Below are 26,344 nucleotides of genomic sequence, written 5' to 3'. Positions count from 1 at the left end.
AGCTGATTCTCCTCGGGATGTCTTACTTGATGCCGGTGACCTTCAGGACCGTCAGCGGCTGACGGTGACCCTGGCGCTTGTGGTAGCCGGTCTTGTTCTTGAACTTGTGGATGCGGATCTTCGGGCCCTTGGTCTGCTCGACCACCTCGGCGGCCACGGAGACCTTGGCCAGCTTCGCGGCATCAGTGGTCAGCTCGGCGCCATCGACGACCAGGACCGGATCCAGCGCCACGGCGGTGCCAGGAGCACCCTCGATCTTCTCGACCTTCACCAGGTCACCGACCGCGACCTTGTACTGCTTTCCGCCGGTCTTGACGATCGCGTACGTTGCCATCGGTCGGCTGCCCTTCTTCCTATAGTGCTCTGCACTTGCTCACGCGGCGACTTCCGGGTCTGATTCCACCGGAAACCGCCACACGACTGGTCTGGTAATCGCCGCCGCCTCGGCGCCTGGTGGCTCTCGGTGTCGAACTGGCGAGAACCGGGCCACGAAGACAAAACATGTTGTCACCGGGCAGCGACTGTCCAAGATTACAGGACGGCCACCGCCACGACCAAACCGGCGTCCGTGCGCACACCGCGCCTATGCCACCGGTTCGCCGCCGACACGCACGTGGCCCCCGCCGGTCACACCGACGAGGGCCACGGGACCATGAGCGAGCGCAGCGAGCGAACAACGGACACAGCCGAGCACTCGCTCATGCCGGAGCCGAGCGCCAGCGAGGCGCAGGCATGAGCGACGACTCAGTTGGACGACTCGGGCGCGCCCGCCGGTCGCCCGACCGCCCGCCTGCGCGGCCGGTTGCGCTGCGGCAATTCGACCGGCTCGGGCTGGGAGTAATCGGTGGCCGGCGAGGGCGCCTGCTCACCGGTGGGCAGTACGAACACCGCGCCCGAGCTGTCGGCGGCAGGTGCGGCGGAACGAGCGACCCTCCGGCGCCGAGGCTGGCGGCCCCGGGCCGGTTCGGCCACACCGTTGGCGGTCGCCGCGGCAGCGGCCTCGACCGCCGATACGGGCTGCGCCACCGGGGCGGGCTCAGCAGGCCGAGCGGGCTGCGCGGCCGGAGTCGGCTCCGCAGTGCGAGCCGGCTCGACAGCGTGAGCGGGCTGTTCGGCCTGCGCGGGCTCAGGAGCAGGAGCGGGCTCCGCGACCTGCGCGGCTTCGGCAGCCGGGGCGGGCTCCGCGACCTGCGCGGGCTCGTCGACCCGAGCGGGTTCGACCGTCCCTGCGCGCTCGGCGACCGACTCGGACACCCCGGGCTCGCCGGTCTCGACCTGCTCGATGACCTCGACGACTTCGGCGGGCTCGGTCTCGGGCTCCTCGGCGGGCACTGCCACGGCGGCGTGGACAGTCTCCGCGATCAGCGACTCGGCGGCGGCACCGTCTTCGACGGCCGCGGCGGATTCGCCGGCAACCGCGGGCTCGACAGCCTCGGCCTCGGCTTCGGCGACCGCCGCCGCACCGGCCTTGTCTCCGCCCTGCTGCGGCTCCTGGTCGGCATCGTCGGGGTGGTGTGCGGCCATCGCCAGCGCGACCGGATGCGCCCGCTTGACGGCGGCGTCCTCCTCGGGTTCGCCGGCGGGACCGGCCCCGTTGGCCGGCTGGGCCTGCGCTGCCGCGCCCTTGTCCCGTCCGCGGCGCCTGCGCGAACCGCCTTCCTTGGTCCGCCCGGCGGCTTCGTCACCCGAACCGGGCTCTACCGGGTAGGCGTGCACCAGGATGCCGCGGCCATGGCAGTGCTCGCAGGTGGTGGAGAACGCCTCGACCAGGCCGGTGCCCAGCTTCTTGCGGGTCATCTGGACCAGCCCGAGCGAGGTGACCTCGGAGACCTGGTGCCGGGTGCGGTCCCGGCCCAGCGCCTCGGTGAGGCGGCGCAGCACCAGGTCGCGGTTGGACTCGAGCACCATGTCGATGAAGTCGACGACGATCATGCCGCCGATATCGCGCAGCCGCATCTGGCGCACGATCTCCTCGGCCGCCTCCAGGTTGTTCCTGGTGACCGTCTCCTCCAGGTTGCTGCCGCCGGAACCGGTGAACTTGCCGGTGTTCACATCGATCACCGTCATGGCCTCGGTGCGGTCGATCACCAGGGTGCCGCCGGACGGCAGCCACACCTTGCGATCCAGCGCCTTGGCCAGCTGCTCATCGATCCGGTAGGCCTCGAACACGTCGACGCCGTTGTTCTCGTGCCGGGCGACCCGGGCGAGCAGGTCCGGCGCGACGGTGCCGATGTACTTCTCCACCGTGCTCCAGGCCCGGTCGCCTTCGATGACCAGCTTGGAGAAGTCCTCGTTGAACAGGTCGCGGATGACCTTGACCAGGAGGTCGGGCTCCTCGTACAGCGACTTGGGCGCGTTGTTGTCCTTGCCGGTCTGCTGCTGGATGGTGCGCCAGGTGGCCTGCAGCCGTTCCACGTCGCGGGCCAGCTCGGTCTCGCTGACGCCCTCCGAGGCGGTGCGGATGATCACACCGGCGTCGGCGGGCACGATCTCGCGCAGGATCTCCTTCAGGCGCTTGCGCTCGGTGTCGGGCAGCTTGCGGCTGATTCCGGTGGAGGTGCCGCCCGGCACGTACACCAGGAAGCGGCCGGCCAGGCTGATCTGGGTGGTCAGGCGGGCGCCCTTGTGACCGACCGGGTCCTTGCTCACCTGGACCAGCACCTGGTCGCCCGGCTTGAGCGCCTGCTCGATCTTGCGCTCCTTGCCGCCGAGACCGGCGGCCTCCCAGTTCACCTCACCGGCGTAGAGCACACCGTTGCGGCCGCGGCCGATGTCGACGAACGCCGCCTCCATGCTGGGCAGCACGTTCTGCACCTTGCCCAGGTAGACGTTGCCCACCATGGACGCGGAGCCGGTGCTGGTCACGAAGTGCTCGACCAGGACGTTGTCTTCGAGCACCGCGACCTGCGTCGCGGCCGGATGGTCCGGGAAGGACTTCTCGCGCACCACCATGACCCGGTCCACCGCCTCGCGCCGGGCCAGGAACTCCGACTCGGTCAGGATCGGCGGACGGCGGCGGCCCGCTTCCCGGCCGTCCCGGCGGCGCTGCCGCTTGGCTTCCAGCCGGGTGGAACCGGTGATGCCCTGGACCTCGTCCACCGTGACGCGAGCGCGGCTCTTGTTGCGCGGCTCGCGCTCGTGCACCACCGTGTTCGGCGGATCGTCCTCGGCGGGCTCGTTCTCGCCGGATTCCCCGGCCACCTTGCGGCGACGGCGACGACGGCGGCGACGGCTCGAACCCTCGGGTACGTCCTCCTCGTCCTCGGACTCGGCCGTGCCGGTCTCGGCGGACTCCGCCGCTTCGGTGGGCTCGGTGGTCTCGGCGGCCGACTCGTCCTCGGTGTCGTCGGAATCGGTCTCCTCGCCCTCGTTGTCCGCGTCGGACTGCTGCTCGCCGCGCCCGCGACCACGGCCGCGGCGGCCGCGGCGCCTGCGCCGCGGCTGGCCCTCGGCGTCACCCTGCTGGTCGGATGACTCGCGCTCGTCCTCGGCGACCTCGGTCTCGTCTTCGGCGGGTTCGGCGGGTTCGGGTGCGGTCTCCTCGGCGCGCCGGGTCTCGCGTTCCGCGCGGCGCCTCCTGCGGGCCTCCTCGGCGGCGCCTGCGTCCGGCGGCAGGAACAGCGGCGCCTGCACGACCGCGGCCGATTCGAACACCACCGGGGCGACCGGCTCCGGCTCCTGCCGCACCAAGTGGGTGAACAACTGCGTCGGCTGGTGCGCCATGTCGCCGGTCGGCGCGGGCTGTCCGGGGCTCACCACCTCAGGTGCGGAGAAGAGGACGCCCGCGGCGGCGAAAGGTGCTTCGGCCTTGGGTTGTGGAGCGGGTTCCGGTGGTTCGGTCACCTCCGGCCCGGTCTCGGTCGAACGCGCGGTGCCCGCGTCCGACGGTTCGGCGGTGGTGTGCGCCGGTGCGGGGGACGCCTCCTGCTCGGGCGCGGCGTCCGCCTCGACCGGCGCCAAGGCGTCGCGGACGGACTCCGCGACGGCTCGGTCGACGTTCGATTGCGCGCTGCGCGCGTCCGCCCCCATCTCGGTCAGCTTGGCCAGGATGCGCTTGCTCGTTACCCCCAGCAACTTGGCGAGTGCGTGAACTCGGATTCGCTCCGGCAATTGTTCGGCATCCTGTGATGTTGTTTCCAGCGGCTCTTGTTCGGCCACGAAGTCTCCTCGGGCCCCCGGGCGCGTCCCTCCCGGCGGGAGTGACGCGGCCGACGCGGGGGCGCTGTTCGTTCGACTCGCACCCGGTGGGCGCGAGGTCAAGTGGTCTCGCCCCGCGTGCCCGGTTATCTCCTCGGTCGTTCGTCGTTCGGGCTAACTGGTCACGCGGCGCCTGGCAGTATGGCTGAACTCCGCGGATCGAGCGCTCATCCAGCGTGCCGACGCGGACAGCGAGCCCCGATTACCAGGCCTTTTGTCCGTGGCAGCGATGATCGGCATCGAACCGCGGTGTCATCCGGCTGCGCTCGTCACGTCTCGTTCGCGCACCTGCACGAACAGTCGGCATCGAATGCAGCCGATGCCAGTATCCCACATCGCGCGCCGGGCGTTCGCCATCGGCGCTCGGCACCGTCGGGCCCGCGCCGCGTTCGCCCTGCGCTACCACGGCGCGGGCACGACGGTCCGGACCCGATCAGGCGGGCAGTTCCGGGAACCAGAGCGCGATCTCACGCTTGGCCGATTCGGGTGAATCGGACCCGTGCACCAGGTTCTCCTGCGTCTCGAGAGCGAAGTCTCCGCGAATGCTGCCGGGCGCGGCCTTCTCGACCGGATCGGTACCGCCCGCGATCTGCCGGAACGCGGCGATGGCCCGCGGGCCCTCCAGGATGGCCGCGACCACCGGCCCGGAGGTGATGAACTCGATCAGGGAACCGAAGAACGGCTTCTCGGCGTGCTCGGCGTAGTGGCCCTTGGCCAGTTCCTCGGACACCTGCTTCAGCTCGAGGGCGACGATCTTCAGCCCCTTGCGCTCGATACGTGCCAGCACCTCGCCGACAAGGCCACGGGCCACACCGTCCGGCTTGATGAGTACCAACGTCTGCTCAGTCACGGCGCACAGCCTAACGGGCAACCTTCCGGACGCCGCACCAGCGGTCGGGCTGGCTCGCCCCGGAAGTCGCACCGCGGACCTGGACACCGCGTCGGGGCCCCCATGTGCCGATCGTCGTCCACGTCCTCGTCACGAGGCTGTCCGCGGCGAGGGGCCGAGGCGATCGCCGCGATGACGGCTAATCGCGCTGGATGCGCTGACTCGGCAGCAGGCCCTTTTCCATGCGCCCCCGCACGTCGGCGCGCAGCACCAGGATGAAGCCCCAGACCACGGCGAACACCACGCCGATAATGCCGATGGACAGGTGTATCAACGCGCCGAGCAGGACGAACACCTGCAGCGCCAGGTTGAACGGCAGGGCCCAGGACCGCCGCTGCAATCCGGCACCGAGGAACATCACCACCGCGAGTGCCACGAGATAGGTGCCGGACAGCCAGGTCACCCCGCCCCCGACGTCGGCGACCACCGGCAACGCGAGCAGTACGACGATCGCCTCGAGTACCAGGGTGCCCGCCATCACGCCGCGGAAGCCCTTCCACGGATCGGTCGCGGGCGGTGGCACCGGCCGCTCGCCCTGGTCGGCGGGTTCACTCATGCTGCATCCCTTTCGGCATGATCGGGGCCTTGCGTCACGCTCCGCTGCCGCCTGCGCTCACTCATGCCGGGTCCTTTCCGAACAGCGCGCGGGTCGCGCCCGCGGTCACCACCGAGCCGGTGACGACGACGCCCGCGCCGGACACCATCTCGCCCTGTTCGCCGACGTCCTCGGCCATGGCGATCGCGGTCTCCAGCGCGTCCGGCAGCGTGGTCGCGGTGACCACCCGCTCGTCGCCGAAACGCTGTACCGCGAGATCCGCCAGGGTCTCTACGTCCAGCGCGCGCGGCGAGCCGTTGGTGGTGACAACGATCTCGTCGAACACCGGCTCCAGCGCGGCGAGGATGCCGGCGGCGTCCTTGTCGCCGAGCACCGCGATCACGCCGACCAGCTTGCGGAAGTCGAACTCGTCGGTGAGCGTCGCGGCCAGCGCCCGAGCGCCAGCCGGGTTGTGCGCGGCGTCGATGAAGATGGTCGGCGCATTGCGGACACGCTCGAGCCGGCCCGGGCTGGTCACGCTCGCGAAACCGGCGCGCACGGCGTCGACGTCGAGCTGACGCTGCGCGCCCGCACCGAAGAACGCCTCCACCGCCGCGAGGGCGAGCACCGCGTTGCGTGCCTGGTGCTCGCCGTGCAGCGGCAGGAAGATCTCGTCGTACACCCCGCCGAGGCCCTGCAACTCGAGTTGCTGCCCGCCGACCGCGATCTGGCGGGCGAGGACACGGAACTCGGCGCCTTCGCGCGCGACCGCGGCATCCATCTCGACGGCGCGGCGCAGCAGCGCCTCCATCGCCTCCGGCTCCTGCTGCGCGATCACCACGACGTTGTCGCGCGGCACCAGGCTGTCCGGGGCGCGTTTGATGATCCCGGCCTTCTCCTTCGCGATGGAGGCCAGATCCGGGCCGAGATATTCGGTGTGGTCCAAGCCGATCGGCGTGATCACCGCGACCTGCCCGTCGATCACGTTGGTGGCGTCCCAGGCGCCGCCCATGCCGGTCTCCACGACCGCGACATCGACCGGTGCTTCGGCGAAGGCGGCGAACGCCATGCCGGTGAGCACCTCGAACTTGCTCATCGCCGGCCCGCCCGCGGCCGCCGACTGCTTGTCGATCATCTCGACGAACGGCAGCAGTTCCCGGTAGGTCTCCACGTACTTCGCCGGCGAGATCGGCGCGTTGTCGATGCTGATCCGCTCGGTCGCCAGCTGCAGGTGCGGGCTGGTGATCCGGCCGGTGCGCCGGTGCAAGGCGGTGAGCAGCGCGTCGATCATCCTGGTCACCGAGGTCTTGCCGTTGGTGCCCGCGACGTGGATCGCCGGATAGCTCTGCTGCGGCGAGCCGAGCAGGTCCATCAGCGTGGCGATTCTGGCGAGCGACGGCTCGATCTTGGTCTCCGGCCAGCGCTGGTCGAGTTCCGCCTCGACCAGCGCCATCTCGGCCAGTTCCACCGGGGACGGCCCGGCGCCGAGCCGCGCGCCGCCACGGCGCTCGTCGTCGCCGTACTGCGGTTCCGGCTCGTGGTTCACTTGCCGCTCAACTCCGCCAGGCGGGACTCGATGCGCGCCACTTCGGCGGACGCGATCTGCTGCCGGTTCTTGATCTTGTCGACGACGTGCTCGGGCGCCTTGGCCAGGAACGCCTCGTTGCCGAGCTTGGCGGCGGTGCCCTGGAGTTCCTTCTGCGCGGCGGCGAGGTCCTTTTCCAGGCGGCGGCGTTCGGCGTCCAGGTCGATCGCGCCGGAGGTGTCCAGCTCGACGGTCACCGTCGCCGTGCTCAGCCGCACCTCCACCGAGGCGGTGGCGGCGAAATCCGCGCCGGGCTCGGTGAGCCTGGCCAGGTTCGCCACCGACGGGGCGAGCTCACCGAGCCCCGCGGCGTCCACGCCGATCAGCTTGGCCGCCACCTTCTGCTTGTCGGCCAGGCCCTGGTCGCTGCGGAACCGCCGGATCTCCGTGATCAACCGCTGGGTATCCGCGATGCGTTGCGCCGCGGCCTGATCCGCGGGCACACCGGAGGCCTGCGGCCACGGCGCGATCACCACCGACTCGCCACCGGTCACCGCCTGCCACAGCGCCTCGGTGACGAACGGGATGACCGGATGCAGCAGGCGCAGCACCGCGTCCAGCACCGCGCCGAGCACCAACTGGGTCGCCTCGGCGCGTGCGCCCTCGGCGGCGAACTGCACCTTGGCCAATTCCAGGTACCAGTCGCACAGTTCGTCCCAGGCGAAGTGGTAGAGCGCCTCGCACGCCTTGCCGAACTCGTAGGCGTCGAACGCCGCATCCACGTCCGCGCGCACCTCGTCCAGCCGGTCCAGGATCCACCGGTCGGCATCGGTGAGCTGTGCGCGGTCGGGCAGGTCGCCGACTCGCGCGCCGTTCATCAGCGCGAACTTGGCGGCGTTGAACAGCTTGGTCACGAAGCTGCGCGAGGCGAGCACGTGCGGCTCGCCGACCGAGAGGTCGCCGCCGGGCTGCGCGCCGCGCGCCAGGGTGAAGCGGGTGGCGTCGGCGCCGAAGGCGTTGATCCAGTCCAGCGGGTCGATGCCGTTGCCACGCGACTTGGACATCTTCTTGCCGAACTGGTCGCGGATCAGGCCGTGCAGGAACACGTCCTTGAACGGCACCTGGCGCTCGCCGCCCTTGCCCGTGGTCAGCACGGCGTCCTCGGCGACGTAGGTGCCGAACATCATCATCCGCGCCACCCAGAAGAACAGGATGTCGTAGCCGGTGACGAGAACGCTGGTGGGATAGAACTTCTCGAGTTCGGCGGTGGCGTGCGGCCAACCCATGGTGGAGAACGGCCACAGCCCGGAGGAGAACCAGGTGTCGAGCACGTCCGGGTCCTGCACCCAGCCCTCGGGCGCCTGTTCGTCGGGGCCGACGCACACCACTTCGCCCTCGGGGCCGTACCAGATCGGGATGCGGTGGCCCCACCACAGCTGACGCGAGATACACCAGTCGTGCATGTCGTCGACCCAGCCGAACCAGCGCGGTTCCTGGCTCTTCGGATGGATCACGGTGTCGCCGCTGCGGACCGCGTCACCCGCGGCCTTGGCCAGCGAATCCACCTTGACCCACCACTGCATGGACAGGCGCGGCTCGATCGGCTCGCCGGTGCGCTCGGAGTGCCCGACGCTGTGCAGGTACGGCCGTTTCTCCGCGACGACGCGGCCTTCCTCGGCGAGCCGCTCGCGCACCTTGACTCGCGCCTCGAAACGATCCATGCCGTCGAATTCGGTTCCGGTGCCGGTGATCCGGCCGCGCTCGTCCATGATGGTCGGCATCGGCAGGCCGTGCCGCAGACCCATCTCGAAGTCGTTGGGGTCGTGCGCGGGTGTGATCTTCACCGCACCCGAACCGAATTCGGGATCGACGTAGTCGTCGGCGATGATCGGGATCCGGCGCCCGGTGATCGGATGTTCCAGGGTGGTGCCGATCAGATCCCGGTAGCGCGGGTCCTCGGGGTGCACGGCCACGGCGGTGTCGCCGAGCATGGTCTCCACCCGGGTGGTGGCCACGACGACGTGCGGCTCGTCGTCGCTGAGCGAGCCGTAGCGCAGCGAGACCAGCTCACCTTGCACGTCGTCGTACTTGACCTCGATGTCCGAGATCGCGGTACGCAGTTCCGGCGACCAGTTCACCAGCCGCTCGGCACGATAGATCAGGCCCGCGTCGTAGAGCCGCTTGAACATGGTCTGCACGGCACGGGACAGGCCCTCGTCCATGGTGAAGCGGTCCCGGCTCCAGTCGACGCCGTCGCCGAGCGCGCGCATCTGCCATTGGATGGCGCCGCCGGACTCGCGCTTCCAGTCCCACACCTTCTGGACGAACAGTTCGCGGCCGAAGTGTTCCTTCGTCTTGCCGTCCACCGCGAGCTGCTTTTCCACCACGGTCTGGGTGGCGATGCCCGCGTGGTCCATGCCGGGCAACCAGAGCACCTCGTAACCCTGCATGCGCTTGCGGCGCGACAGCGTGTCCATCAGGGTGTGGTCGAGCGCGTGGCCCATGTGCAGCGTGCCGGTGACGTTCGGCGGCGGCAGCACGATCGAGTACGGGGGCTTACCGCTGGCGGGGTCCGCGGTGAAATAGCCAGCCGCTACCCAGCGCTCGTACATCTCGGCCTCTACGTCGCTGGGGGTCCAGCTCTTGGGGAGGGCATCGGCACGATTACGCGTGTTGTCAGGGGCTGCGCTGGTCACCCCGCGATTCTAGAGCGCGTCGATCCGTCCACTTCGGGTCGGTCGACCCGCCCGGCACGGGTCCGCCGAATCCGGCGCGGATCCGCCCGGCACGCCGATCGACAGCAGGCATCGGATCTCGGGTAGACCTGCGCCCATGGCCGGCCGCCGGCGACGCGACCGCGTCGGAGCCTTCTCCTACGGATGGAAGGTGCGGCATTCCGGGCTGAAGACAAAATAAGGCGGAGTCTTCGGTGGATGAGGGACACCGAACACTCCGCCTATGCCAGTAGCTTACCGGCGATCCGAGACCGGACCCGGAATCCATAAGTAATTCTCAGCTTCCGGCATTTTGTACCCCGGATGTTCCCCTGAAAAGACGCAGCCGGACGGAGTCCGTCAACAGCCCGCGCCGGGCCGAGCGAAGGCGAGGCAGCCGCTTATCGCGCGAGCGCGGTGGCGTCCGCCAGCACCAGATCTCCGTTGATCGCGATCGCGGCGGTGGAGCCCGCACCGGCCGCCGAGATCACCTGGGCTCCCGGGTTGGCGACGTTGCCCGCGGCCCAGACACCAGGAACGCTGGTGCGCCCGGCCGGGTCGGTGACCACCCAGCCGCTGTCGTCGAACGCGCAGCCCAGCGCGACGAGCACGGCGTCGTGGGCGCGGAAGGCCGGGGCGACGAACATCGCCCTCCGCGGCACCGTCCGCCCGTCGGACAGTTCCACCCCGCGCAGTGTGTCGTCCACGACGAACCGGGCGACCTCACCCTCGAGCACGCGAACCCCGCGCGCGTCCAGGTGAGCGCGGTCGACGTCCGACAGGGCCATCGTGTGTGGAAAGAAGAGCACATCCTCCGACCACTGCGGCAGCAGCAGCGCCAGGTGCACCGCGCGCGCCACCGCGCCCGGTTCCCGGCCGCCGAGCACGCCGATCGGCTGGTCACGGACCTCGTAGCCGTGGCAGTAGGGGCAGTGCAGCACGTCGCGGCCCCAACGCTCGCGCACGCCGGGCAGGTCCGGCAGTTCGTCCCGCAGCCCGGTGGCGACCAAGACGCGGCGTGCCCGCAACGACCCGCCGCGGCCGAGCCGCAGGGTGTAGTCGTCCGCGGATCCGCACGCGTCGATGACGACGTCATCGATCACTTCCCCGCCATAGCTCGTGACCTCCGCGACGCCGGTCGCGAGCAGATCGGCGGGCGGCATCCCATCGCGGGACAGGAACCCGTGCATGTGCTCGGCGGGCGCGTTGCGCGGCGCGCCGCCGTCGACCACCGCGACGCGTCGCCGCGCCCTGGCCAGGACCAGCGCCGCGGACAGTCCCGCCGCGCCGCCACCCACGATCACCACGTCGTATGTCCCCCGCACGCCTTCGCCTCGCTCGGCTCCGGCATGAGAGTGCTCAGCTGTGTCCATTCCTCGCTCGCTCATCCGCGATCACCTCCACCGGCAGGTTGCCGTCCCCTTCACTTGTTCGGCAACTAATGTTGCCGATTCCGGGAAATTGCGGTGCACTGGTGACATGTCCACGCAACCGGCCGTCACCCAAGCGCTGGCCGACATCGGCCCGCGGCTCAAGGCCCTGCGCACCCGCCGCAACGTCACGCTGACCGCGCTCGCGGAAAGCACCGGGATCTCCAAGAGCACGCTGTCGCGATTGGAGTCCGGCCAGCGCAAAGCCAGTTTGGAGCTGCTGTTACCCATCGCGATGGCCCACCAGGTGCCCTTGGACGAACTGGTGGCCGCGCCGAAGATCGCCGACCCGAGGGTGCACACCACGGCGCGAAAGATGAATGGAATCACCATCGTTCCGCTCACTCGGCAGCCGGGGCCGCTGCAGGCGTTCAAGATCATCATTCCACCCGATCGCGGCGAGCCGGACCCGAAGGTGCACGAGGGTTTCGAGTGGCTCTACGTGCTGTCCGGACGGCTCCGGCTGGTGCTCGGCGAGCACGATCTGGTGCTCGGGCCGGGGGAGGCGGCGGAATTCGACACCCGCCAACCGCATTGGTTCGGCAGCGCGGGCCGCGGCCCGGTGGAAATCCTCAGCCTTTTCGGCTCCCAGGGCGAACGAATGCACCTTCGCGCACGCTCGGCGGGGCGGAAACGCGCGTAAGAAAAACCAGGGTTTTCCCGGTTGCCGAACGGGTCTCGGCTGGGGACGCTGGGAGGGGTGAACCCCCCGCTCGAAGCCCTGCCGACGCACGCCCCCGAACCTCGGCTGCCGATCCTGTCCCCGGACACGCTGCACGATCTGCGGGGACACGCCATCGAGGAGTTGCGGTACCCGGCGTCGGCGGCCCTGATCATCGCGGGCGTGCCCGGTGCGGGCAAGAGCACCGCGCTGCGCAAGTTCTTCAGCGCCGAGTCCGATGCCGTTGCGCCCTCGCACGGCCCCGATGGCGCGCTGGTGCTCGACTCGATGCAGGCGCGGAACCGCTTGCGGCCCAAGCTGTGGTGGCTGCCCTATCTGCTGTGGCGCCCGGTGGTGCATATCGCGCACTTCCGTGCGATCCGCACGGCGTTACGCGACAGCACCGGTCCGGTCGTGATCCACGATTGCGCGACCTTCCGCTGGACACGCACGCTGATCGCGCGCTGGGCAGCGGGCTACGGCCGCGAACTGCACCTGCTCATGCTCGACGTGCCCGCCACCGTGGCGCGGGCAGGCCAGTACGCCCGCGGGCGCCGGATCAATCGCGTGGCCTTTTCGATCCACGTGCGGCGCTGGCGTCAGCTGATGCGCGAGATCGCGACCGAGCACGATACGACCACCGGCGCATCGCGTTCGGTGGTCATCGTCGACCGCGCGGCGGTCGACCGGATCCGTCGCGTGGTCTTCGCCTCTTGAAGGCGGAGGTACGCCCTGACCATCCAACTCGCTTGTCGCCGTCAGGGAACCAGAACGGTGAGCGCCGCGGGGACCGCACGGATGGTGATCGGCAGGGTGCCGGCCGGTTCGCCGTCGGCCGTCGCGGGCGCGCCCGGCGCGCTGAGCGTGACGGCCGCGGCACGGTACTGCTTCACCTCTGGATGGTTCTGGCGCTTGCCCGCCGACAGCGCGGGCAGCAGGCGCAGCATCTCCCCGCGCGACAGCGCGCCGACCACGGTCAGGTCGAGCAGTCCGTCGTCCATGAGTGCGTCCGGGCAGATCAACATGCCGCCGCCGTAGGTGCGAGTGTTGCCGACCGCGACCATGACCGCCTCGGTTTCCAGCAGCGAGCCCGCGCCGGGATTGGTCAGTCCGTCGGTCACCGCGCCGGTCAGCTCGACGCGGTAGGGCACGGTGAAACGTCCGGATATCTCGGCCAGCGCCGCGACGGTGTAGCGCAGCCTGCCTTTCGGCCAGCGCATGTTATTGGCGCGCAAGGTGACTCGCGCGTCGAATCCGGTGCCCGTCACGGTGGCGAACCACATCGGCGCGGTTGAACCGGTGGACTCGATCCGACCCAGATCGATGGTCCGGGTCCGCCCGCGCAATACGACATCGGCCGCGGCGATCGGGTCGTCGGTCGGCACGCCGAGTTCTCTGGCCAGATCGTTGCCGGTACCCGCGGGAATCATGCCGAGCGCGACGCCGGTCTCCGCGACGGCCGCGAGGGTCACGTTGATCAGCCCGTCGCCGCCGATGCAGACCACCGCGTCGGGCTTCGCGCCGCTGACGCCCGCGATGGAATCCCGAACCTGCCGAACGGATTCGCCGGCCGACGCGCCGCACACTTCGGTCACCTCGACGCCGCCGGCACGGAACCGGGCGATCGCGGCGCTCGCGGCGTCGCCCCCCTTGCCGTGCCCGGACCGCGGATTGGTCACCACGGTGACTGCCCGCACGGGCGAATGCTCGGTCACGGCACCAGCTTTCCGGGATTCAGGATGCCCTCCGGGTCCAGTTCGGCCTTCACCGCGCGCAGGACGCGCACGCCGAGATCGCCGACCTCGTCCGGCAGCCACGGACGGTGATCGGTGCCGACCGCGTGATGGTGGGTGATGGTGCCACCCGCCGCGACGATGGCGTCGCCCGCCGCGCGTTTGGCGGCCAGCCACTGGCCGAGCGGGTCGTCCAGCTGTTTGGCGACGACGGTGAAGTACAGCGAAGCGCCGGTCGGATAGGTGTGCGAGATGTGGCACATGACCAGTGCGGGCGTCCCTTGCTCGCCCAGCGCGCCGGTCAGCGCCGCGGTCACCGCCGCCTTCAGCGCCGCCAGGTTCGACCACGTGGTCGCGGTCTCCATGGTCTCGCACAGCACGCCGACGTCCAGGAGCGCGTCGCGCAGGTAAGGCGCGGCGAATCGACCGTGTTCCCACTCCCGCGCTGGGTTCTCGCCCAGCGGTGTGCCGCCCGCGGCGGCAAGCAGCTCGCCCGCCTCCGCGCTGCGCGCCGCGACATGCGCCGCGCTGCCCTCGAAGGTGGTGATGGCCAAGCAGCCCGCGACCTGACTACCGCCGATATCACCGGAGCGGGCCAGGTTTATCCCGGTCTCCGCCTCGTCCGACAGCCGCAGCACGGTCGGCGCCGCGCCCGCCTGCACCACCGAACGCAACGCGGCCGCACCGGTTTCGAAGTCGGGAAACGACCATGCTTGGTAGGCAACGGTTTCCGGGACCGGGTGTACCCGCAGAGTGACCTCGGTGATGACGCCGAGCGTTCCCTCCGAACCGGCGAACAGTTCGCGCAGATCCGGTCCGGCGGCCGAGGCCGGGGCGCGACCGAGTTCGAGCGTGCCGCTGGGCGTGGCGATCTTCAGCCGCTGCACCATGTCGTCGAAGCGGCCGTAGCCCGCGGACGCCTGTCCGGACGACCGCGTCGCCGCGAAGCCGCCGATCGTGGCGAACTCGAAGCTCTGCGGGAAGTGGCCGACCGAGAGGCCGTGTTCGGCGAGCAGTTCCTCCGCCCGCGGACCGGTGAGTCCCGCGCCGAGTGTCGCGGTGCCGCTGATCGGGTCGATGCCGGTCACGCGATCGAGTCTGCGCAGGTCCAGTGCGATCACGGCGTCGAAGCGGCCACGGACGGGGTCGACGCCGCCGACCACGCTGGTGCCGCCGCCGAACGGAACCACCGCGACGGCGTGCTCCGCGCAGTAGGCGAGCACGGCGAGCACCTGGTCGTGATCGGCGGGGAAGACGACGGCATCGGGCGCGTCCTGCCGACCTTCGGCGCGGCGGCGCAGCAGATCGGGCGTGCTCTTGCCACCGGCGTGCCGCAAACGGTCGCGGTGGTCGGCGGACACGTTGCCGGTGCCGACCACCTCGGCCAATCCGGCTCGCCGCGCGGGCGTCAACGCCGATTCGCGCAGTGGCACGTCGCCCTCATCGCGGCGCGCCACCGGATTGCCGGAGATCCCGAAGACCTGCATGAGCAGGGTGCGGATTCGCTCCGGAAGTTGCCGGTGTCCAGCCGGAACTCCCCAGGCATCCCAGACCATACTCGGCGCGGACCCACTCACGCCGGTCCTTGTCGCGACAGCCCCCGCGGTGTGCTGCCGCGTCATGCCTGCACCTCGCCGGCGCTCGGCTCCGGAATACCGCGCCGGCGGCTGTGTCCATTGGTCGCTCGCTCCTCCATGCGTTACAGTTTGACATAGACTGTCAAGCAGTAACGAACATTCGGCTTATTCACCCTGTTCGGTGGCTCCCACCGACGAATCGACCCCCGGTGGTGACCTTGACCGCTCCCGACGACTCCGCCGAGAACGCGCTCTCGGCGACCGACCTCGCGATCTTGGACGCGGCCCGCGCCTGCGTGCAGGAGTTCGGCGTGCGCCGCACCACGCTCACCGAGGTGGCGCGGCGGGCGGGTGTCAGCAGGCCGACCGTCTACCGCCGCTGGCCGGATACCGGCGCGCTGGTGGCCGAGCTGCTGGTGCGCGAGCTGCGCGGGATCGTCGCGGCGACCATGCCCTCCGCGGGCAGCGCTCGCACCAGGCTGGTCGAAGGCGTGGTCGCGGGCGCGGCGACGGTCCGGTCGAACCCGCTGTTCGGCAAGATCTTCCGCACCGACACCGATCTCATGCTCACGTACGTGTTCGGGCGGCTCGGCCGCAACCAGCGCGCGCTGATCGAGCTGTTCGCGGCGGGCATCCGGGAAGGCCAGCAGGATGGCTCGATCCGCGATGGTGACCCGGAACGGATGGCGACAATGCTGCTGCTGATCGCCCAGTCGGCGGTGCAATCGGCGGGCACCGTCGCGCCGCTGCTGGCGGGCGACCACCTCGACACCGAACTCCGTCGCGCGATCGACGGGTATCTCGACGACCGCGCCGACGGCGGCGACCGAAAGCAGCCGCGATGACGGCGCCCTGCTGGATCGGAAAGGCATGACCATGGACTCTCGGCACACTGGAGACTCCGCGCTGAACGCCGCCCGCCGCGCCGCGGACCTGTCCCGGCTCGGCGACGGCGCCGAGATCGACGTGCTGGTGATCGGCGGCGGCGTCACCGGTGCGGGCGCCGCGCTGGACGCGGCCGCCCGCGGCCTGCGAACCGTGCTGGTGGAACGCCACGATCTGGCCTTCGGCACCAGCCGCTGGAGTTCCAAGCTGGTGCACGGCGGGCTGCGCTACCTGGCCAGTGGCCGGGTCGGCATCGCGCACGAGAGCGCGGTGGAACGCGGCATCCTCATGCGCACCACGGCGCCACACCTGGTGCGCCCGCTGCCCCAGCTGGTGCCGCTGCTGCCCGGCGTCGGCGCGGCCCACGCCGCGCTGGTGCGGGCCGGTTTCCTGGCGGGTGACCTGCTGCGGCGCGGCGCGGGAACCCCGGCGGCGATCCTGCCCCGCTCCCGGCGCGTCGCCGCCGCGGAGGCGTTGCGGCTGGCGCCGACCGTGCGCCGCGCGGGGCTGCGCGGCGGCTTGCAGGCTTGGGACGGGCAGCTCGTCGACGACGCGCGCTTGGTCGTTGCCCTTGCGCGCACCGCGGCGGCGCACGGCGCGCGAGTCATCACGTATACGGAAGCCCTTGATGTGACCGGCGATTCGGCGACCCTGCGCGACACCCGGACCGGCGAGACCCTCGCCGTGCGGCCACGCACCGTGGTGAACGCCACCGGCGTCTGGGCCGACCAGGTCGATCCGAGCATCCAGCTGCGCCCGAGCCGGGGCACCCACCTGGTGTTCGACGCGGCGTCCTTCGGCGGCCTCACCGCCGCGCTGACCGTACCGGTGCCCGGCAGCACCAGCCGTTTCGTCTTCGCGTTCCCCGCCGCGCACGGCCGGGTCTACCTCGGCCTGACCGACGAGGACGCGCCCGGACCGGTGCCCGACGAGCCCAAGCCGACCGAACCCGAGATCGAATTCCTGCTCGACACCATCAACCCCGCCCTGCGGGAGCCCTTGACACGCACCGACGTTCGCGGCTCCTACGCGGGCCTGCGTCCGCTGTTGCAGACCGCCGACGACAACACCGCCGACATCTCACGCAAGCACGCGGTACTACGCTCCCCCTCCGGTGTCGTCACGATCGTCGGCGGCAAACTCACCACCTACCGGAAGATGGCCGAAGACGCCGTCGACGCGGCCGTCGCACACGGCGGGCTCACCGCCGGACCATGCCGCACCCGCAAGCTTCCCCTGGTCGGCGCGGTCTCCGGAGCGGCCCGCGACCGCATCGACGCCGCGCCGGTGTTGATCGACCGCTACGGCAGCGAGGCGACCACCGTGCTGTCGGCGGCCCGCCATGATCCAGCACTCTCCGAGCCGGTCGCCCCCGGAATCGATGTACTCGCCGCGGAATTCGCGTTCTCGGTGTCACACGAGGGCGCGCTCGACGCCGACGACCTGCTGGACCGACGCACACGAATCGGACTGGTCGCCGAGGACCGGGCAGCAGCGACCCCTGCCGCCGCGGCCGCAGTCGCCGCCATCAGCTGATCTACATATCCAAACCCGCAGCCCCCACTCGCCCGTATCGCCCGCTGCGGCCGTGCTGCAGCGGGTGGAGGCGACCGCTGGGTCCGGTGTCGATATCCATCTCGGTACGGACTGCGGCGAAGTTGTCGGAGTGTGTCCGTAAGTTCGAGATGTCCTCGTTTTGTTGCGGAAGGAGATAAATGTGATCATCGCGGTTTTCGCCAGGACACTGCACGACGGCGTGTCATTGGAGCAGTTCGTGCAAGCGTGGGCACCAGAAGGTAGTGATCCCTACCCCGCTCAGGTCGAGATTGCCGTCGACCCGCAGAACACGCGTCGCGTACTCACGATCGTCCGATTCAACGGGTCGATGGGCGACTTCGAGGAGGCGATGCCGAGGCTGATTCATCCGGAGTCCCATCGGCGCCTCGACGAGGTGGTGGCATCCACGAGTTTGGAGGGCGTCTACGAATCGGTAGATGTGACGGTGTGAGTCCGAACGAACGACCTGACTCCTATTCTGTGTTCACGATGCCACCGACTCCACAACGGCGATGTGCCCGGCAGATCGGGCATGCCCGGTAGGGCCCGGTCGTTGCTGAACAAGATAGTCCACGACGTGCCCATCGGGTGCCGGCAAAGCCACTGCGAGCTGAGGTCACCGACTTGCGATAGCCGCTGCGTGACACGGATCAGTCCATCGACCACGCGGACAGTTCCGCTCGCATGCACGCGCGCGGCCAGCGGTCGAGGCCGTGGGCGCGTTCGGCGGCGCGCAATGTGCGCAGACCGGGAGTCTCCTCTTCCGCGGACAGGTAGCGGAAGCCCAGTCGCTCGTAATACGGGCCGTTCCAGACGACCTCCGTGAACGTCGTCAACGTCAGCGCGGGGAGGCCCTCGTCGGCGGCCCAGCGTGCGGCTCGGTCGATGAGGCGCTTACCGATGCGTCGCCCGGCGTAATCGGGGTGCACCGAGACCTGGTCTATGTGCGCATTTCCGTCGATCACCCCGACGACCAGGTAGCCGATCGGCGCATCGCCCTCGGACCAGACCCAGGCGCGTCCGGCTTCCTGGAATCCGCGCAGCGTTTCCAGCGAGGGAGGTTCGTCAGCGGCCACCGCCGTCATGCCGATCTCCGCGAACGGTTTGCCCGCCGCGCGCTCGATGTCCTGCAGCGCAGGGAGGTCATGGGGTGTCGCAGGCCGAATCACCCGGTCAGTCTGAACCAGCGGCACGGCGCGAGCCAGCGAATTAGTCGGCCCGGGTTGCGAGGATGCCGTTGAGCAGCACCTGGACCGCCCATGCCGCGCGGGCGTCACCGTCACCGGACAGCATGCTGTCACGCATCGCGACGATGGTCGGGTACCGGTCGGCGGGCAGCTCGGCGAAGCGCCGCTCGACGTCGGCGAGGTAGCCGCGCTCGGTGCCGCCGCTGGTGGCGTGCACGCTCTGTTCGGCGGCCGACGCGGTGATGTGCAGGTAGAGCAGGTCCACCGCCCAGGACGCGGTGCGATCGTCCAATCCCGCCTCGGTGAGCGACCGGAGCATCAGCTCCATGAGCCGCAGCGCGTTCGGGCTGGTCGGAATCGTGCCGAGCGCGACGAGCGCCAACCCTTCATGCCTGCTCATCGCCCTGACCGTGGCGTCGACGAGCTCGGTGAGCCGCTCGCGCCAGCTCGCCCCGACCGGCTCGGGAACCGTGCCGAGGACATGGTCGAGCATGGCGGCCATCAGATCGTCGCGGTTGGCGACGTAGACGTAGAGCGAAGCCGCTCCCGTATCCAGGTCCTGAGCAACCCGGCGCATGGTGAGCGCCGCCGCGCCGTCCCGGTCCAGGATGCGCAGGCCGGTCTCGACGATCACCTCGCGACTCAGCGGAGCTTTGGCCGGGCGCGCCCGGCGGCTGACGCCTGCCGCGCTCATCCATTCGCCTCACTGCCGCTCGGCTCCGGCATATCCGTGCTTCCGATCGTTCGCCCACTCATTGCGCCCGAGCATAACCGCAGACGAACGCCGTTTGACACGATCAGCGTTCGTGCCATCTGCCCGGGCGGAGCTTCGCGGCGCTCCGCACGTGCCCACCAGGTTCGACTACCGGGGGGTCCAGCATTCGCCGTTGCTGATAAGCCCCCGACCCTCTGACCCACTCAGCTTCGGTCGCACCGCACCATCCGGGACGCCGAGACACGCGAGCGATACGGTCGGCACGATCCAGTCGTAGCCTTTGGTGAGATCGCCCTGGGTCATCTCGAACGGCTTCCCTCCGGGCGCGGTGATGGTCATCGATTCCCGGCCGGTTTCGGCGATGTAGTCGAGCCGGTAGGTCCACCGGCAGTGTCCTTCGGTGATTCTCGTGGTGAACGCGATCGTATTCTTCTCCCCTTTCGGCAGGGTGATGCGCTTGTTCGCGAAGAAGTCGAGGACATCGACGCGCTCACCCTTGTCGTCGACACCGGTCCGATCGAACACCGGATGCTCGCTCGCCACATCGGTAACCAGAACGAGTTTGTCCGTTTCTCCTTCGAGGTGTTCGTCCATGAAGCCGTATCCGGACACCAACGGGGCCCCACACGGTTCGACGAGCACCGGCACGATATCCACGATCTCCACGGCGCTGGTCCGGTTGGCCAAAAATGTCACTTCCCAGGTCATGGAAGATACTGCGACGGCACCGTGTTCACGCATCCACGCAATGCGCGGCTCGTTCGTCAGCGGCCGAGTGAGGTAAGGCGTCGGGTCGACCCCGGCGGGCAGCACCCAGTTGCTTGCCGGATCATCGACCTCAGTCATATCGACGACTTCGATATCTGTGCCGTACTTTTCGGATTCGCTGGTGAGCCAACTCTTGATCTGCTCATTCGCAAAAGCACCGATCGCGCCGCCGACCACGAAGAACGCAAACAGCCCGGCGAGTGCGCGTTTCCACCATTTGCTCGCTGCGGACGACCGAGGCGAGGCAGGCTGCTCTCCTGCGCGTTGCCGTTGCTGTCGCCGAGGGGAATGGCGCAGCGGCTTCCCGCGCTGCGGCCTTGGGCCGGGGCGCGGATTCGGCTGCCGCGGAGTCATGGTGTTCGGATGATCGAAGTCCCCATGCAACCGAAGTTTAAGAGACCAGACCCTGGGCCGCACCCCATTCAGATTTGTGGGAAGGTAGCCAATTACCTTATCCACCAATGGCTCTGGCGCACTGGTGCTGGCGCGACCGCTCAGCGACGAGCACCGGCCCATGCGGAGCGCGGGCGAGCTTCGGCTCTTGCTGCTCGGTCGGTTCTACCTACCGCCGTCCATCGACAACGTGGTCGCCGGGCAAGGCGGCCGTGCGTTATCCAGCCAGTCACACCGCTCGCCCGTGGGTAGTCGGCCCGACCCGTTCCGACGGGTTGTCACGCAGAACCTTCGCGGCCCGCCATCGCACGGCCGAATGACACCGCGAACCGTCGTTCGCTGCGCCCTGACGGACGGATGCCGCGCACCACTGCCGCGCGTGGACCGCCACCTCGGCGTCCGCGAAAGTGACCAGCAGTGACACCAGGCGGTGAGGTTAGCTGTGCGCATCAGAATCGACACCGACCGTGGCGAAAACGGGAGCGCCGACAGCAGCGCACGACAACGAAAGGAGTGTCTTCTTTGCGACGCGAAGGCGCGCCAACGCCAGTGTGGGCCCGCCGAGTCCCGCTACATCAGTGACGTACATCATATTTAGAGGTTGGCGCGCATGCTCGGCGGAAGGGTGCGGCTGTAACCACAATGCCCAGTTCAGAGCGGTCGCGACACCGCTGACACCGGTGGCCGGAAAGCAGCTGGCAGCAGGGAATTCGACCAGCGGACGCCGGGGCTCGGCATCCCACCCTGCGAGACTTCAACTCTCCGGTTCGGCTCACGCCGACCCTCTATGCTGGCTCAGGTATGCCGGTAGTGCGCCGGGAAGGAGGGCGCGGGTGCGCAGTAAACCGTCCACCGTGGGTATCGCACCGGGCGACGGCCTGGTCGCCCGCTTCGGTGCGGTCGTCGCCTACGTGGGCGGCGAGACCGCTTCCACGGACCGAATACTCGGCACCATCGAGGCCGTGGCCGATGTCGAACATCCCGGCGCGGCGCTGGCCAAACGCCTCGCCGCGGTGATCTTCGGCGGCACGGCGCAGACGCCGCCGTTCGGTGTGGTCGCGCCGACCGACGACGGAACCCTGATCCTGTTGCGCGGACCGGTCACCGCCGAGATCCACGGCGCGGAAGGCCTCCGCCGCTTGGACGGCGGGCGCGCGTTCACCTGGGTGGACGAGATCCTCCGCGAACCGGTGCGCCGCATCACGATCGGCTCGAGCACCAGCGAGCCGCTGAGCGCGCTGCCGCGCACCGATCTGCGTACGGGCGTGGTCCCCGGCGGCGGCTTCGTCTGGAACGCCGCGCTTCGGCGCGCCGGGAAGGCCGCCGAGCCGCGCCCATCCGAGTCCGCCGAGCGGTCCACGACCGCCGGACACTCCGCGCAAGCCGAGCCCGAGCCCACGGCCGCGGCCGGATTCGCGGCGATGCCCGAACCGACCGGCGCGTCCGACGCCGTCGCACCGGCTCCCACAGCCGCCCGGCCGACCGGATCGGCACGCCCGCTGGCCAAACCGCGGCCACCCCGGCCGGTCGCGGATCGCCCACTGGCCTGGTCCCAGCTGCAGCCCGCGGCGCACCACCCGCACGAGCCCGTCGTCCTGCGCAAGACAGCCGAGAACGGCGGAACCCGCGTCTTGCGCCCGCTTGCCCTCGCGAGCGAAACCGCCCCCGGCGCACTGATCACCGAAGACGGCACCGCCTATCCCCTGGACCGCCCCTACGTCATCGGACGCGGCCCCCAGGTGGACGAATCGGTACGCGCCGCAACCGCCGCTCCCCTCGTCATCCAGCGCGACCGCCACGTCTCCCGCGTCCACGCCTATATCTCGGTCGACGACGGCAAGGTCTACGTCCGCGACGCCGCCGCCACCTCAGGCACCTTCATCGCAGCCCCCGACACCGACCAATGGACCCGCATCACCACCTCCCCCACCGAACTCCCACCCGGCTGGCGCGTCCGCATCAGCGAACGAATCCTCACCTATCGCGGCGACGACTCCTGACCTACAGCGGTGCAGCAACGGCCCCTCAACTGCCAGGACGAGCCGTGCTGGCGGTTGCGAGTACGGACCTCGTCACCGCTGGATGTTGGCCGTGGAAACGTATTCGGCATACGGAGTCGCGAGAGTCCAGAGCCGTTCTTTCATGCGTCGGCAGTAAGCAGCAATGCCAGGATCGGTGGTCACAGCCGCTTCAGCTGGCTTGCCCGCGTGGTCAACGAGGTTGAACGCTACTCGCGCACCATCGAACAACCACCAGTCATCGGGAGGCAGCTCATCGGCGAGATGCCTTGCGACATATCGGATATCCTCACCAGCTTCGACACTGCTCCCTGCTACTGAAAGCAACCAGCGGTGATAGTCCGAATGCGGGACCGTGACCACCCGTACCCGGCTCATGGTGATACCCCGCGCGGTCAACGTCGCAATGAGGTCGAGCCAATCGCTCTTGTCGTAGCCGCCGACCGGCTCCGGTTCGCCATCGAGAAATCGACGGAACGGTTCGGACTCCTCCGGTTCCGCGTAGGTGTCCCGAACTTCCAGATGAAACGCTGACGTTCGCGCTTCTTCGAACAGCTCCATCCACCGATCATTCGACCGAAATTCCACCGTGGTATCCCTCTCAGCCTTCACTACCGCGCCTGGTGTCCGTTACCTGTGCGCCGATAGCGTGGTCGGCACAGCGAACCCAGCTCAGGTCCAAAGAGTGTGTCCTGCGGGACTATGCACGCCGCCGGTCGAGCGCGGCCCTGATCAAATCCCTGGCTTTATCACCGGTCACAGACTGTCCGGCAAGCGTTTCGAACGCCCTACCGTAGACCGCTATCTCGCGCGGTTGCGTGATGGTCAGCTCTGCAGCTGTTCCTTCCACCATGACGAGTCGGTTGTCGAACATGACAAAGTTCGTTGACACCACCAGCGCTTCAGCCGTCGCCGCAACTATGCCGAGCGCGACGCGCGGCATGCCTATTATCGAGGCGAGCCTGTCGAGCTGGCCGATCATGACGTCGTCACCACCAACTGTTGTGTAGAGCGCCTGCTCAGCGATGAGAAAGTGAAACCGGTGGTCGCGCTGATAGAGGATGCGTTGCCGCTCCATCCGCTTCGACACGGCTTCGTCCAAGTCGTCGGGTACCTGGTGGAACTCCATGCCGCGCCTCAGCTTGGCTTCGGCGTATTCCGCGGTCTGCAGAAGACCGGGGAAGATCTGAGGTTGGTAATCGCGGATGAATGTTGCTTCGGCTTCGAGCTTCAGGGACTTCTGTTGTCGGCGCTTCAGCCCGGTGCCGAGCACCTTCCGCCATTCGAGGTAGGCCGTTTCGATGTTGTGCCGTGTCGCCAGAAGGTCTGGTAGTTGGTCCTCGGCACCAGTATGGGCGCAATACGCGCGAATATCGTCATCGGACGGCTTGATCCGTCCGTACTCGATCTTCGACACCTTGGTTTGGTGCCAGCCGGACAGCGCGGCCAGCTTCCTGCCGGTGAGTCCTGCCGTACGGCGAAGCTCCCGGAGCCGTGCCCCGAGAGCTTCCCGAGCGTCGTGAACGCTGTCGGTCACTGTTTGACGTACTCCGCGTACGGCGTCGCCAGCTCCCAGAGCCGTTCGCGTACACCTTGGCAGTATTCGACAATCCGAGTATCGGTGGTAACCGCTAGGCCCGCTGGCTTCTCGTGCTCGTTGACCAAGTTGTAGACAACACGGTCGTTGTCCACGAGCCACCAATCATCTGGTGGGACCTCTCCGGCGATATGCCGAGGTACGTACCGTATGTCTTCCCCAGCTTCCACGTTGCTACCGGTAACGGACAACAGCCAGCGGTGATAGTCGGTAAGTGGCTCGGTGACCACCCGTATCCTGCTCACTGTTACACCCCTGCCGACAGTTTCCTGTATGAGGTCAACCCACCGGTTCTTGTGCTCGTCCGGCAACGGGGGCTCACCTTCGAGGAACCGGCGAAACCGGTCGGACTCGGTTGGCACCGCGTATGCGTCCCGAACTTCTAGATGGAATGCTTCGGCCTTGCATCCGCGGAAGAGGGTCACCCAGTCCGGCGGCTCATGCTGAAGGTAGAGCACCGTAGAAAGTCCTCCTGATCCTCGGAACTTCAATCGCTGTCTCGTTCGGCGCTAGATCGAGCCGAGCCAGGATCTCTGGCTCGACGATGGGTCGTCCGGTGAGGGTGAACGTCCCTCGCCCGGTGTCCGTCATCGTCGCGCCGATAAACGTATCCGGCTCGGCGAACCCGAGTAGCAGGTGTGGGATCTCGACTGTTCCAAGCTTGTCGGTTCGCCAGCCTTGCACGAGGTACCCGTGCGGGTCGATGGCGTACAGAGTCGGACATCCGCCAACGTCTGACCCACCCATGCCGAGGAACTGTAGGCGCATGTTGTTGCCCCCTGTCTAGTTCTATGCACGAGTATTCCCGTGCAAATTCAATGATCCTCGACGTAGCAGGCTTTGTCAGCTGGAAGGGGGATTTCTGCAACCTTGTGCATACTTCTGGCGTGGGCCGGTGGACGCTTCGTAGCGTGTGTGACCAGGCACGCGACGCCGGGTGAGCCGCCCCCGGCGTCGGGTGCTCACCAACGGATGAGGAGGGCAGATGAGACCACGGCCAACAGCAATCGGGTACCTGCGCCGAGACGTTTCCGGCGTGTCCCAGACCTGGGACGAGATCCAAATCCGCAGCCTCGCCAAGCGACTCGGGTACGAACTGGCGAAGACAGTGGTGTTCGGGCCCAGGACCGATTGCCCGTTGAGCCGACTTCTGAACGTGGTCCGGCGGATCGATGTCGATGCCGTGATCGTGCCCAATCCGCAGCACTTCGGCGCGGACGTGCCTGCCGAGCTGGTGAAAGTCGTCGACGTGATCACGGTCCGGCCCGAGAACACCTACGCACGACGGCCATTCGATTGCACCGATGGCCGGATGTTCTCACCGGCCGAACACGATTCCTGGATCAAGACCCTCGGTCGTTGATGCTTTGTCGGCCGATTCGGCGGCCACGCGGCGATATGTAGATACAGCGGGTTATGCCCCACCTCGCGTTGTGACGGCCCTGTCCCGACTTCGCGAGCGACCCAAGCATCACGCCATTAGCCGCAACCATTCTGGCTTGCCGGAATCATCGCGACGAACGCCGATCCTGCGCGCCTGGTCGTCACCCCTGCTCGCGGCGTCGACGAGCACTGCGAGGCGCTGCCGCCAGCTCGCTCGGACCGGCTCCAGGACGGCACCGAGAACCTGGCCGAACCTGGCGGCCATCAGTACGGGTTGCTATGCCGCAATGTTCACGTGCACATGCCCACCGAACGCTTGCGCGATCTTTTCCAGGGTGGTGAGTGTCGGCACCACGTCCCCGGCCTCGAGGCGCGAGATCGCGTGCTGCTTCAGCCCGGAACGTGAGGCTAGCTCGATTTGGGTCCAGCCCCTGGCTTCTCGTTCTTCTCGCACCATCTTCCCCACCCGGTAGGCGATCTCAGCATTCCGGTATGCCTGCTGGTATTCGGGGGTTGCTCGTTGTTCAGCGGTACGACGGTCAAATTCCTCTTGCGAGATCATGGGCCGTAGGTCTCCTTT

The 26,344-nt window shown here is 68.6% G+C and carries 23 protein-coding genes; 7 read left to right on the top strand and 16 right to left on the bottom strand.

What is annotated here, in order from left to right:
- Positions 1-22: 22 nt before the first annotated feature.
- The 7 genes from rplU to ACWPXK_RS30945 form a co-directional block, all read right to left on the bottom strand.
- On the bottom strand, positions 23-334 hold the full coding sequence (gene rplU / locus ACWPXK_RS30975; protein WP_040775804.1) for a 50S ribosomal protein L21: 312 nt from the start codon (positions 332-334) through the stop codon (positions 23-25).
- A 410-nt stretch (positions 335-744) separates the two neighbouring features.
- Positions 745-4,158, bottom strand: a complete 3,414-nt coding sequence (locus tag ACWPXK_RS30970; RefSeq protein WP_454199710.1) for a translation initiation factor IF-2 N-terminal domain-containing protein — start codon at positions 4,156-4,158, stop codon at positions 745-747.
- A gap of 472 nt (positions 4,159-4,630) precedes the next feature.
- Complete coding sequence (gene ndk / locus ACWPXK_RS30965; RefSeq protein ID WP_040775911.1) at positions 4,631-5,047, bottom strand: nucleoside-diphosphate kinase; 417 nt, start codon at positions 5,045-5,047, stop codon at positions 4,631-4,633.
- 178 nt (positions 5,048-5,225) lie between these two features.
- Positions 5,226-5,642 (bottom strand): DUF4233 domain-containing protein, encoded by a 417-nt coding sequence (locus ACWPXK_RS30960; protein WP_364327546.1) that lies wholly within the window; start codon positions 5,640-5,642, stop codon positions 5,226-5,228.
- 61 nt (positions 5,643-5,703) lie between these two features.
- Positions 5,704-7,089 (bottom strand): bifunctional tetrahydrofolate synthase/dihydrofolate synthase, encoded by a 1,386-nt coding sequence (gene folC, locus ACWPXK_RS30955; protein WP_454199797.1) that lies wholly within the window; start codon positions 7,087-7,089, stop codon positions 5,704-5,706.
- A gap of 74 nt (positions 7,090-7,163) precedes the next feature.
- Positions 7,164-9,842 carry a valine--tRNA ligase gene (locus ACWPXK_RS30950; RefSeq protein ID WP_454199709.1) on the bottom strand — a complete coding sequence of 893 codons (2,679 nt, stop codon included), beginning with the start codon at positions 9,840-9,842 and terminating at the stop codon, positions 7,164-7,166.
- Positions 9,843-10,261: 419 nt separating this feature from the next.
- A complete protein-coding gene (locus tag ACWPXK_RS30945) occupies positions 10,262-11,248 on the bottom strand; it encodes an NAD(P)/FAD-dependent oxidoreductase (RefSeq protein ID WP_454199708.1) in 987 nt (328 codons plus the stop codon).
- A gap of 91 nt (positions 11,249-11,339) precedes the next feature.
- Between ACWPXK_RS30945 and ACWPXK_RS30940 the strand changes: the two genes are divergently transcribed.
- A complete protein-coding gene (locus tag ACWPXK_RS30940; protein ID WP_454199707.1) occupies positions 11,340-11,933 on the top strand; it encodes a helix-turn-helix domain-containing protein in 594 nt (197 codons plus the stop codon).
- 57 nt (positions 11,934-11,990) lie between these two features.
- Positions 11,991-12,668, top strand: a complete 678-nt coding sequence (locus ACWPXK_RS30935; RefSeq protein WP_454199706.1) for an AAA family ATPase — start codon at positions 11,991-11,993, stop codon at positions 12,666-12,668.
- Positions 12,669-12,709: 41 nt separating this feature from the next.
- On the opposite strand, the gene ACWPXK_RS30930 is transcribed toward ACWPXK_RS30935, so the two are convergent.
- Both ACWPXK_RS30930 and ACWPXK_RS30925 read right to left on the bottom strand, forming a co-directional pair.
- Positions 12,710-13,666 (bottom strand): diacylglycerol kinase, encoded by a 957-nt coding sequence (locus tag ACWPXK_RS30930; RefSeq protein ID WP_454199705.1) that lies wholly within the window; start codon positions 13,664-13,666, stop codon positions 12,710-12,712.
- Complete coding sequence (locus ACWPXK_RS30925; RefSeq protein ID WP_454199796.1) at positions 13,663-15,240, bottom strand: FAD-binding oxidoreductase; 1,578 nt, start codon at positions 15,238-15,240, stop codon at positions 13,663-13,665. The genes ACWPXK_RS30930 and ACWPXK_RS30925 overlap by 4 nt, the downstream gene beginning before the upstream one ends.
- A gap of 239 nt (positions 15,241-15,479) precedes the next feature.
- On the opposite strand from ACWPXK_RS30925, the gene ACWPXK_RS30920 reads away from it, so the two are divergent.
- The 3 genes from ACWPXK_RS30920 to ACWPXK_RS30910 all read left to right on the top strand — a co-directional run bounded on the left by ACWPXK_RS30920 (position 15,480) and on the right by ACWPXK_RS30910 (position 18,154).
- Positions 15,480-16,106: a TetR/AcrR family transcriptional regulator gene (locus ACWPXK_RS30920; RefSeq protein WP_454199704.1), complete on the top strand. Its 627-nt coding sequence runs from the start codon at positions 15,480-15,482 to the stop codon at positions 16,104-16,106.
- A 25-nt stretch (positions 16,107-16,131) separates the two neighbouring features.
- Positions 16,132-17,682, top strand: coding sequence for a glycerol-3-phosphate dehydrogenase/oxidase (locus ACWPXK_RS30915; protein WP_454199703.1), 1,551 nt, complete (start codon positions 16,132-16,134; stop codon positions 17,680-17,682).
- Positions 17,683-17,863: 181 nt separating this feature from the next.
- Positions 17,864-18,154 (top strand): hypothetical protein, encoded by a 291-nt coding sequence (locus ACWPXK_RS30910; RefSeq protein WP_454199702.1) that lies wholly within the window; start codon positions 17,864-17,866, stop codon positions 18,152-18,154.
- Between the two features lie 199 nt (positions 18,155-18,353).
- On the opposite strand, the gene ACWPXK_RS30905 is transcribed toward ACWPXK_RS30910, so the two are convergent.
- From ACWPXK_RS30905 to ACWPXK_RS30895, 3 genes are all read right to left on the bottom strand, one after another.
- The gene (locus tag ACWPXK_RS30905; protein ID WP_454199701.1) at positions 18,354-18,872 is read right to left on the bottom strand and encodes a GNAT family N-acetyltransferase; all 519 of its coding nucleotides are present in this window, start codon (positions 18,870-18,872) and stop codon (positions 18,354-18,356) included.
- Between the two features lie 40 nt (positions 18,873-18,912).
- A complete protein-coding gene (locus ACWPXK_RS30900) occupies positions 18,913-19,584 on the bottom strand; it encodes a TetR/AcrR family transcriptional regulator (RefSeq protein WP_454199700.1) in 672 nt (223 codons plus the stop codon).
- A 168-nt stretch (positions 19,585-19,752) separates the two neighbouring features.
- The gene (locus ACWPXK_RS30895) at positions 19,753-20,727 is read right to left on the bottom strand and encodes a hypothetical protein (RefSeq protein ID WP_454199699.1); all 975 of its coding nucleotides are present in this window, start codon (positions 20,725-20,727) and stop codon (positions 19,753-19,755) included.
- Positions 20,728-21,599: 872 nt separating this feature from the next.
- Here ACWPXK_RS30895 and ACWPXK_RS30890 point away from each other — a divergent pair.
- Positions 21,600-22,766, top strand: a complete 1,167-nt coding sequence (locus ACWPXK_RS30890; RefSeq protein WP_454199698.1) for an FHA domain-containing protein — start codon at positions 21,600-21,602, stop codon at positions 22,764-22,766.
- A gap of 72 nt (positions 22,767-22,838) precedes the next feature.
- Here the strand turns inward: ACWPXK_RS30890 and ACWPXK_RS30885 are convergent, their stop codons facing one another.
- The 3 genes from ACWPXK_RS30885 to ACWPXK_RS30875 all read right to left on the bottom strand — a co-directional run bounded on the left by ACWPXK_RS30885 (position 22,839) and on the right by ACWPXK_RS30875 (position 24,839).
- Positions 22,839-23,345: a DUF6879 family protein gene (locus tag ACWPXK_RS30885; RefSeq protein WP_454199697.1), complete on the bottom strand. Its 507-nt coding sequence runs from the start codon at positions 23,343-23,345 to the stop codon at positions 22,839-22,841.
- Between the two features lie 139 nt (positions 23,346-23,484).
- On the bottom strand, positions 23,485-24,321 hold the full coding sequence (locus tag ACWPXK_RS30880; RefSeq protein ID WP_454199696.1) for a helix-turn-helix domain-containing protein: 837 nt from the start codon (positions 24,319-24,321) through the stop codon (positions 23,485-23,487).
- Entirely contained in the window at positions 24,318-24,839 is a 522-nt protein-coding gene (locus tag ACWPXK_RS30875) for a DUF6879 family protein (protein WP_454199695.1), read from the bottom strand. Before ACWPXK_RS30875 ends, ACWPXK_RS30880 begins: the two co-directional genes overlap by 4 nt.
- 527 nt (positions 24,840-25,366) lie before the next feature.
- On the opposite strand from ACWPXK_RS30875, the gene ACWPXK_RS30870 reads away from it, so the two are divergent.
- Positions 25,367-25,744, top strand: coding sequence for a hypothetical protein (locus ACWPXK_RS30870; protein WP_454199694.1), 378 nt, complete (start codon positions 25,367-25,369; stop codon positions 25,742-25,744).
- A gap of 297 nt (positions 25,745-26,041) precedes the next feature.
- On the opposite strand, the gene ACWPXK_RS30865 is transcribed toward ACWPXK_RS30870, so the two are convergent.
- Positions 26,042-26,326, bottom strand: coding sequence for a helix-turn-helix domain-containing protein (locus ACWPXK_RS30865; protein WP_454199693.1), 285 nt, complete (start codon positions 26,324-26,326; stop codon positions 26,042-26,044).
- Positions 26,327-26,344: the final 18 nt, after the last annotated feature.

The sequence above is a fragment of the Nocardia sp. Marseille-Q1738 genome, from assembly GCF_965283145.1.
Note: the sequence above shows the minus strand (reverse complement) of the source record. Positions and strands in the feature narration are given on the sequence as shown.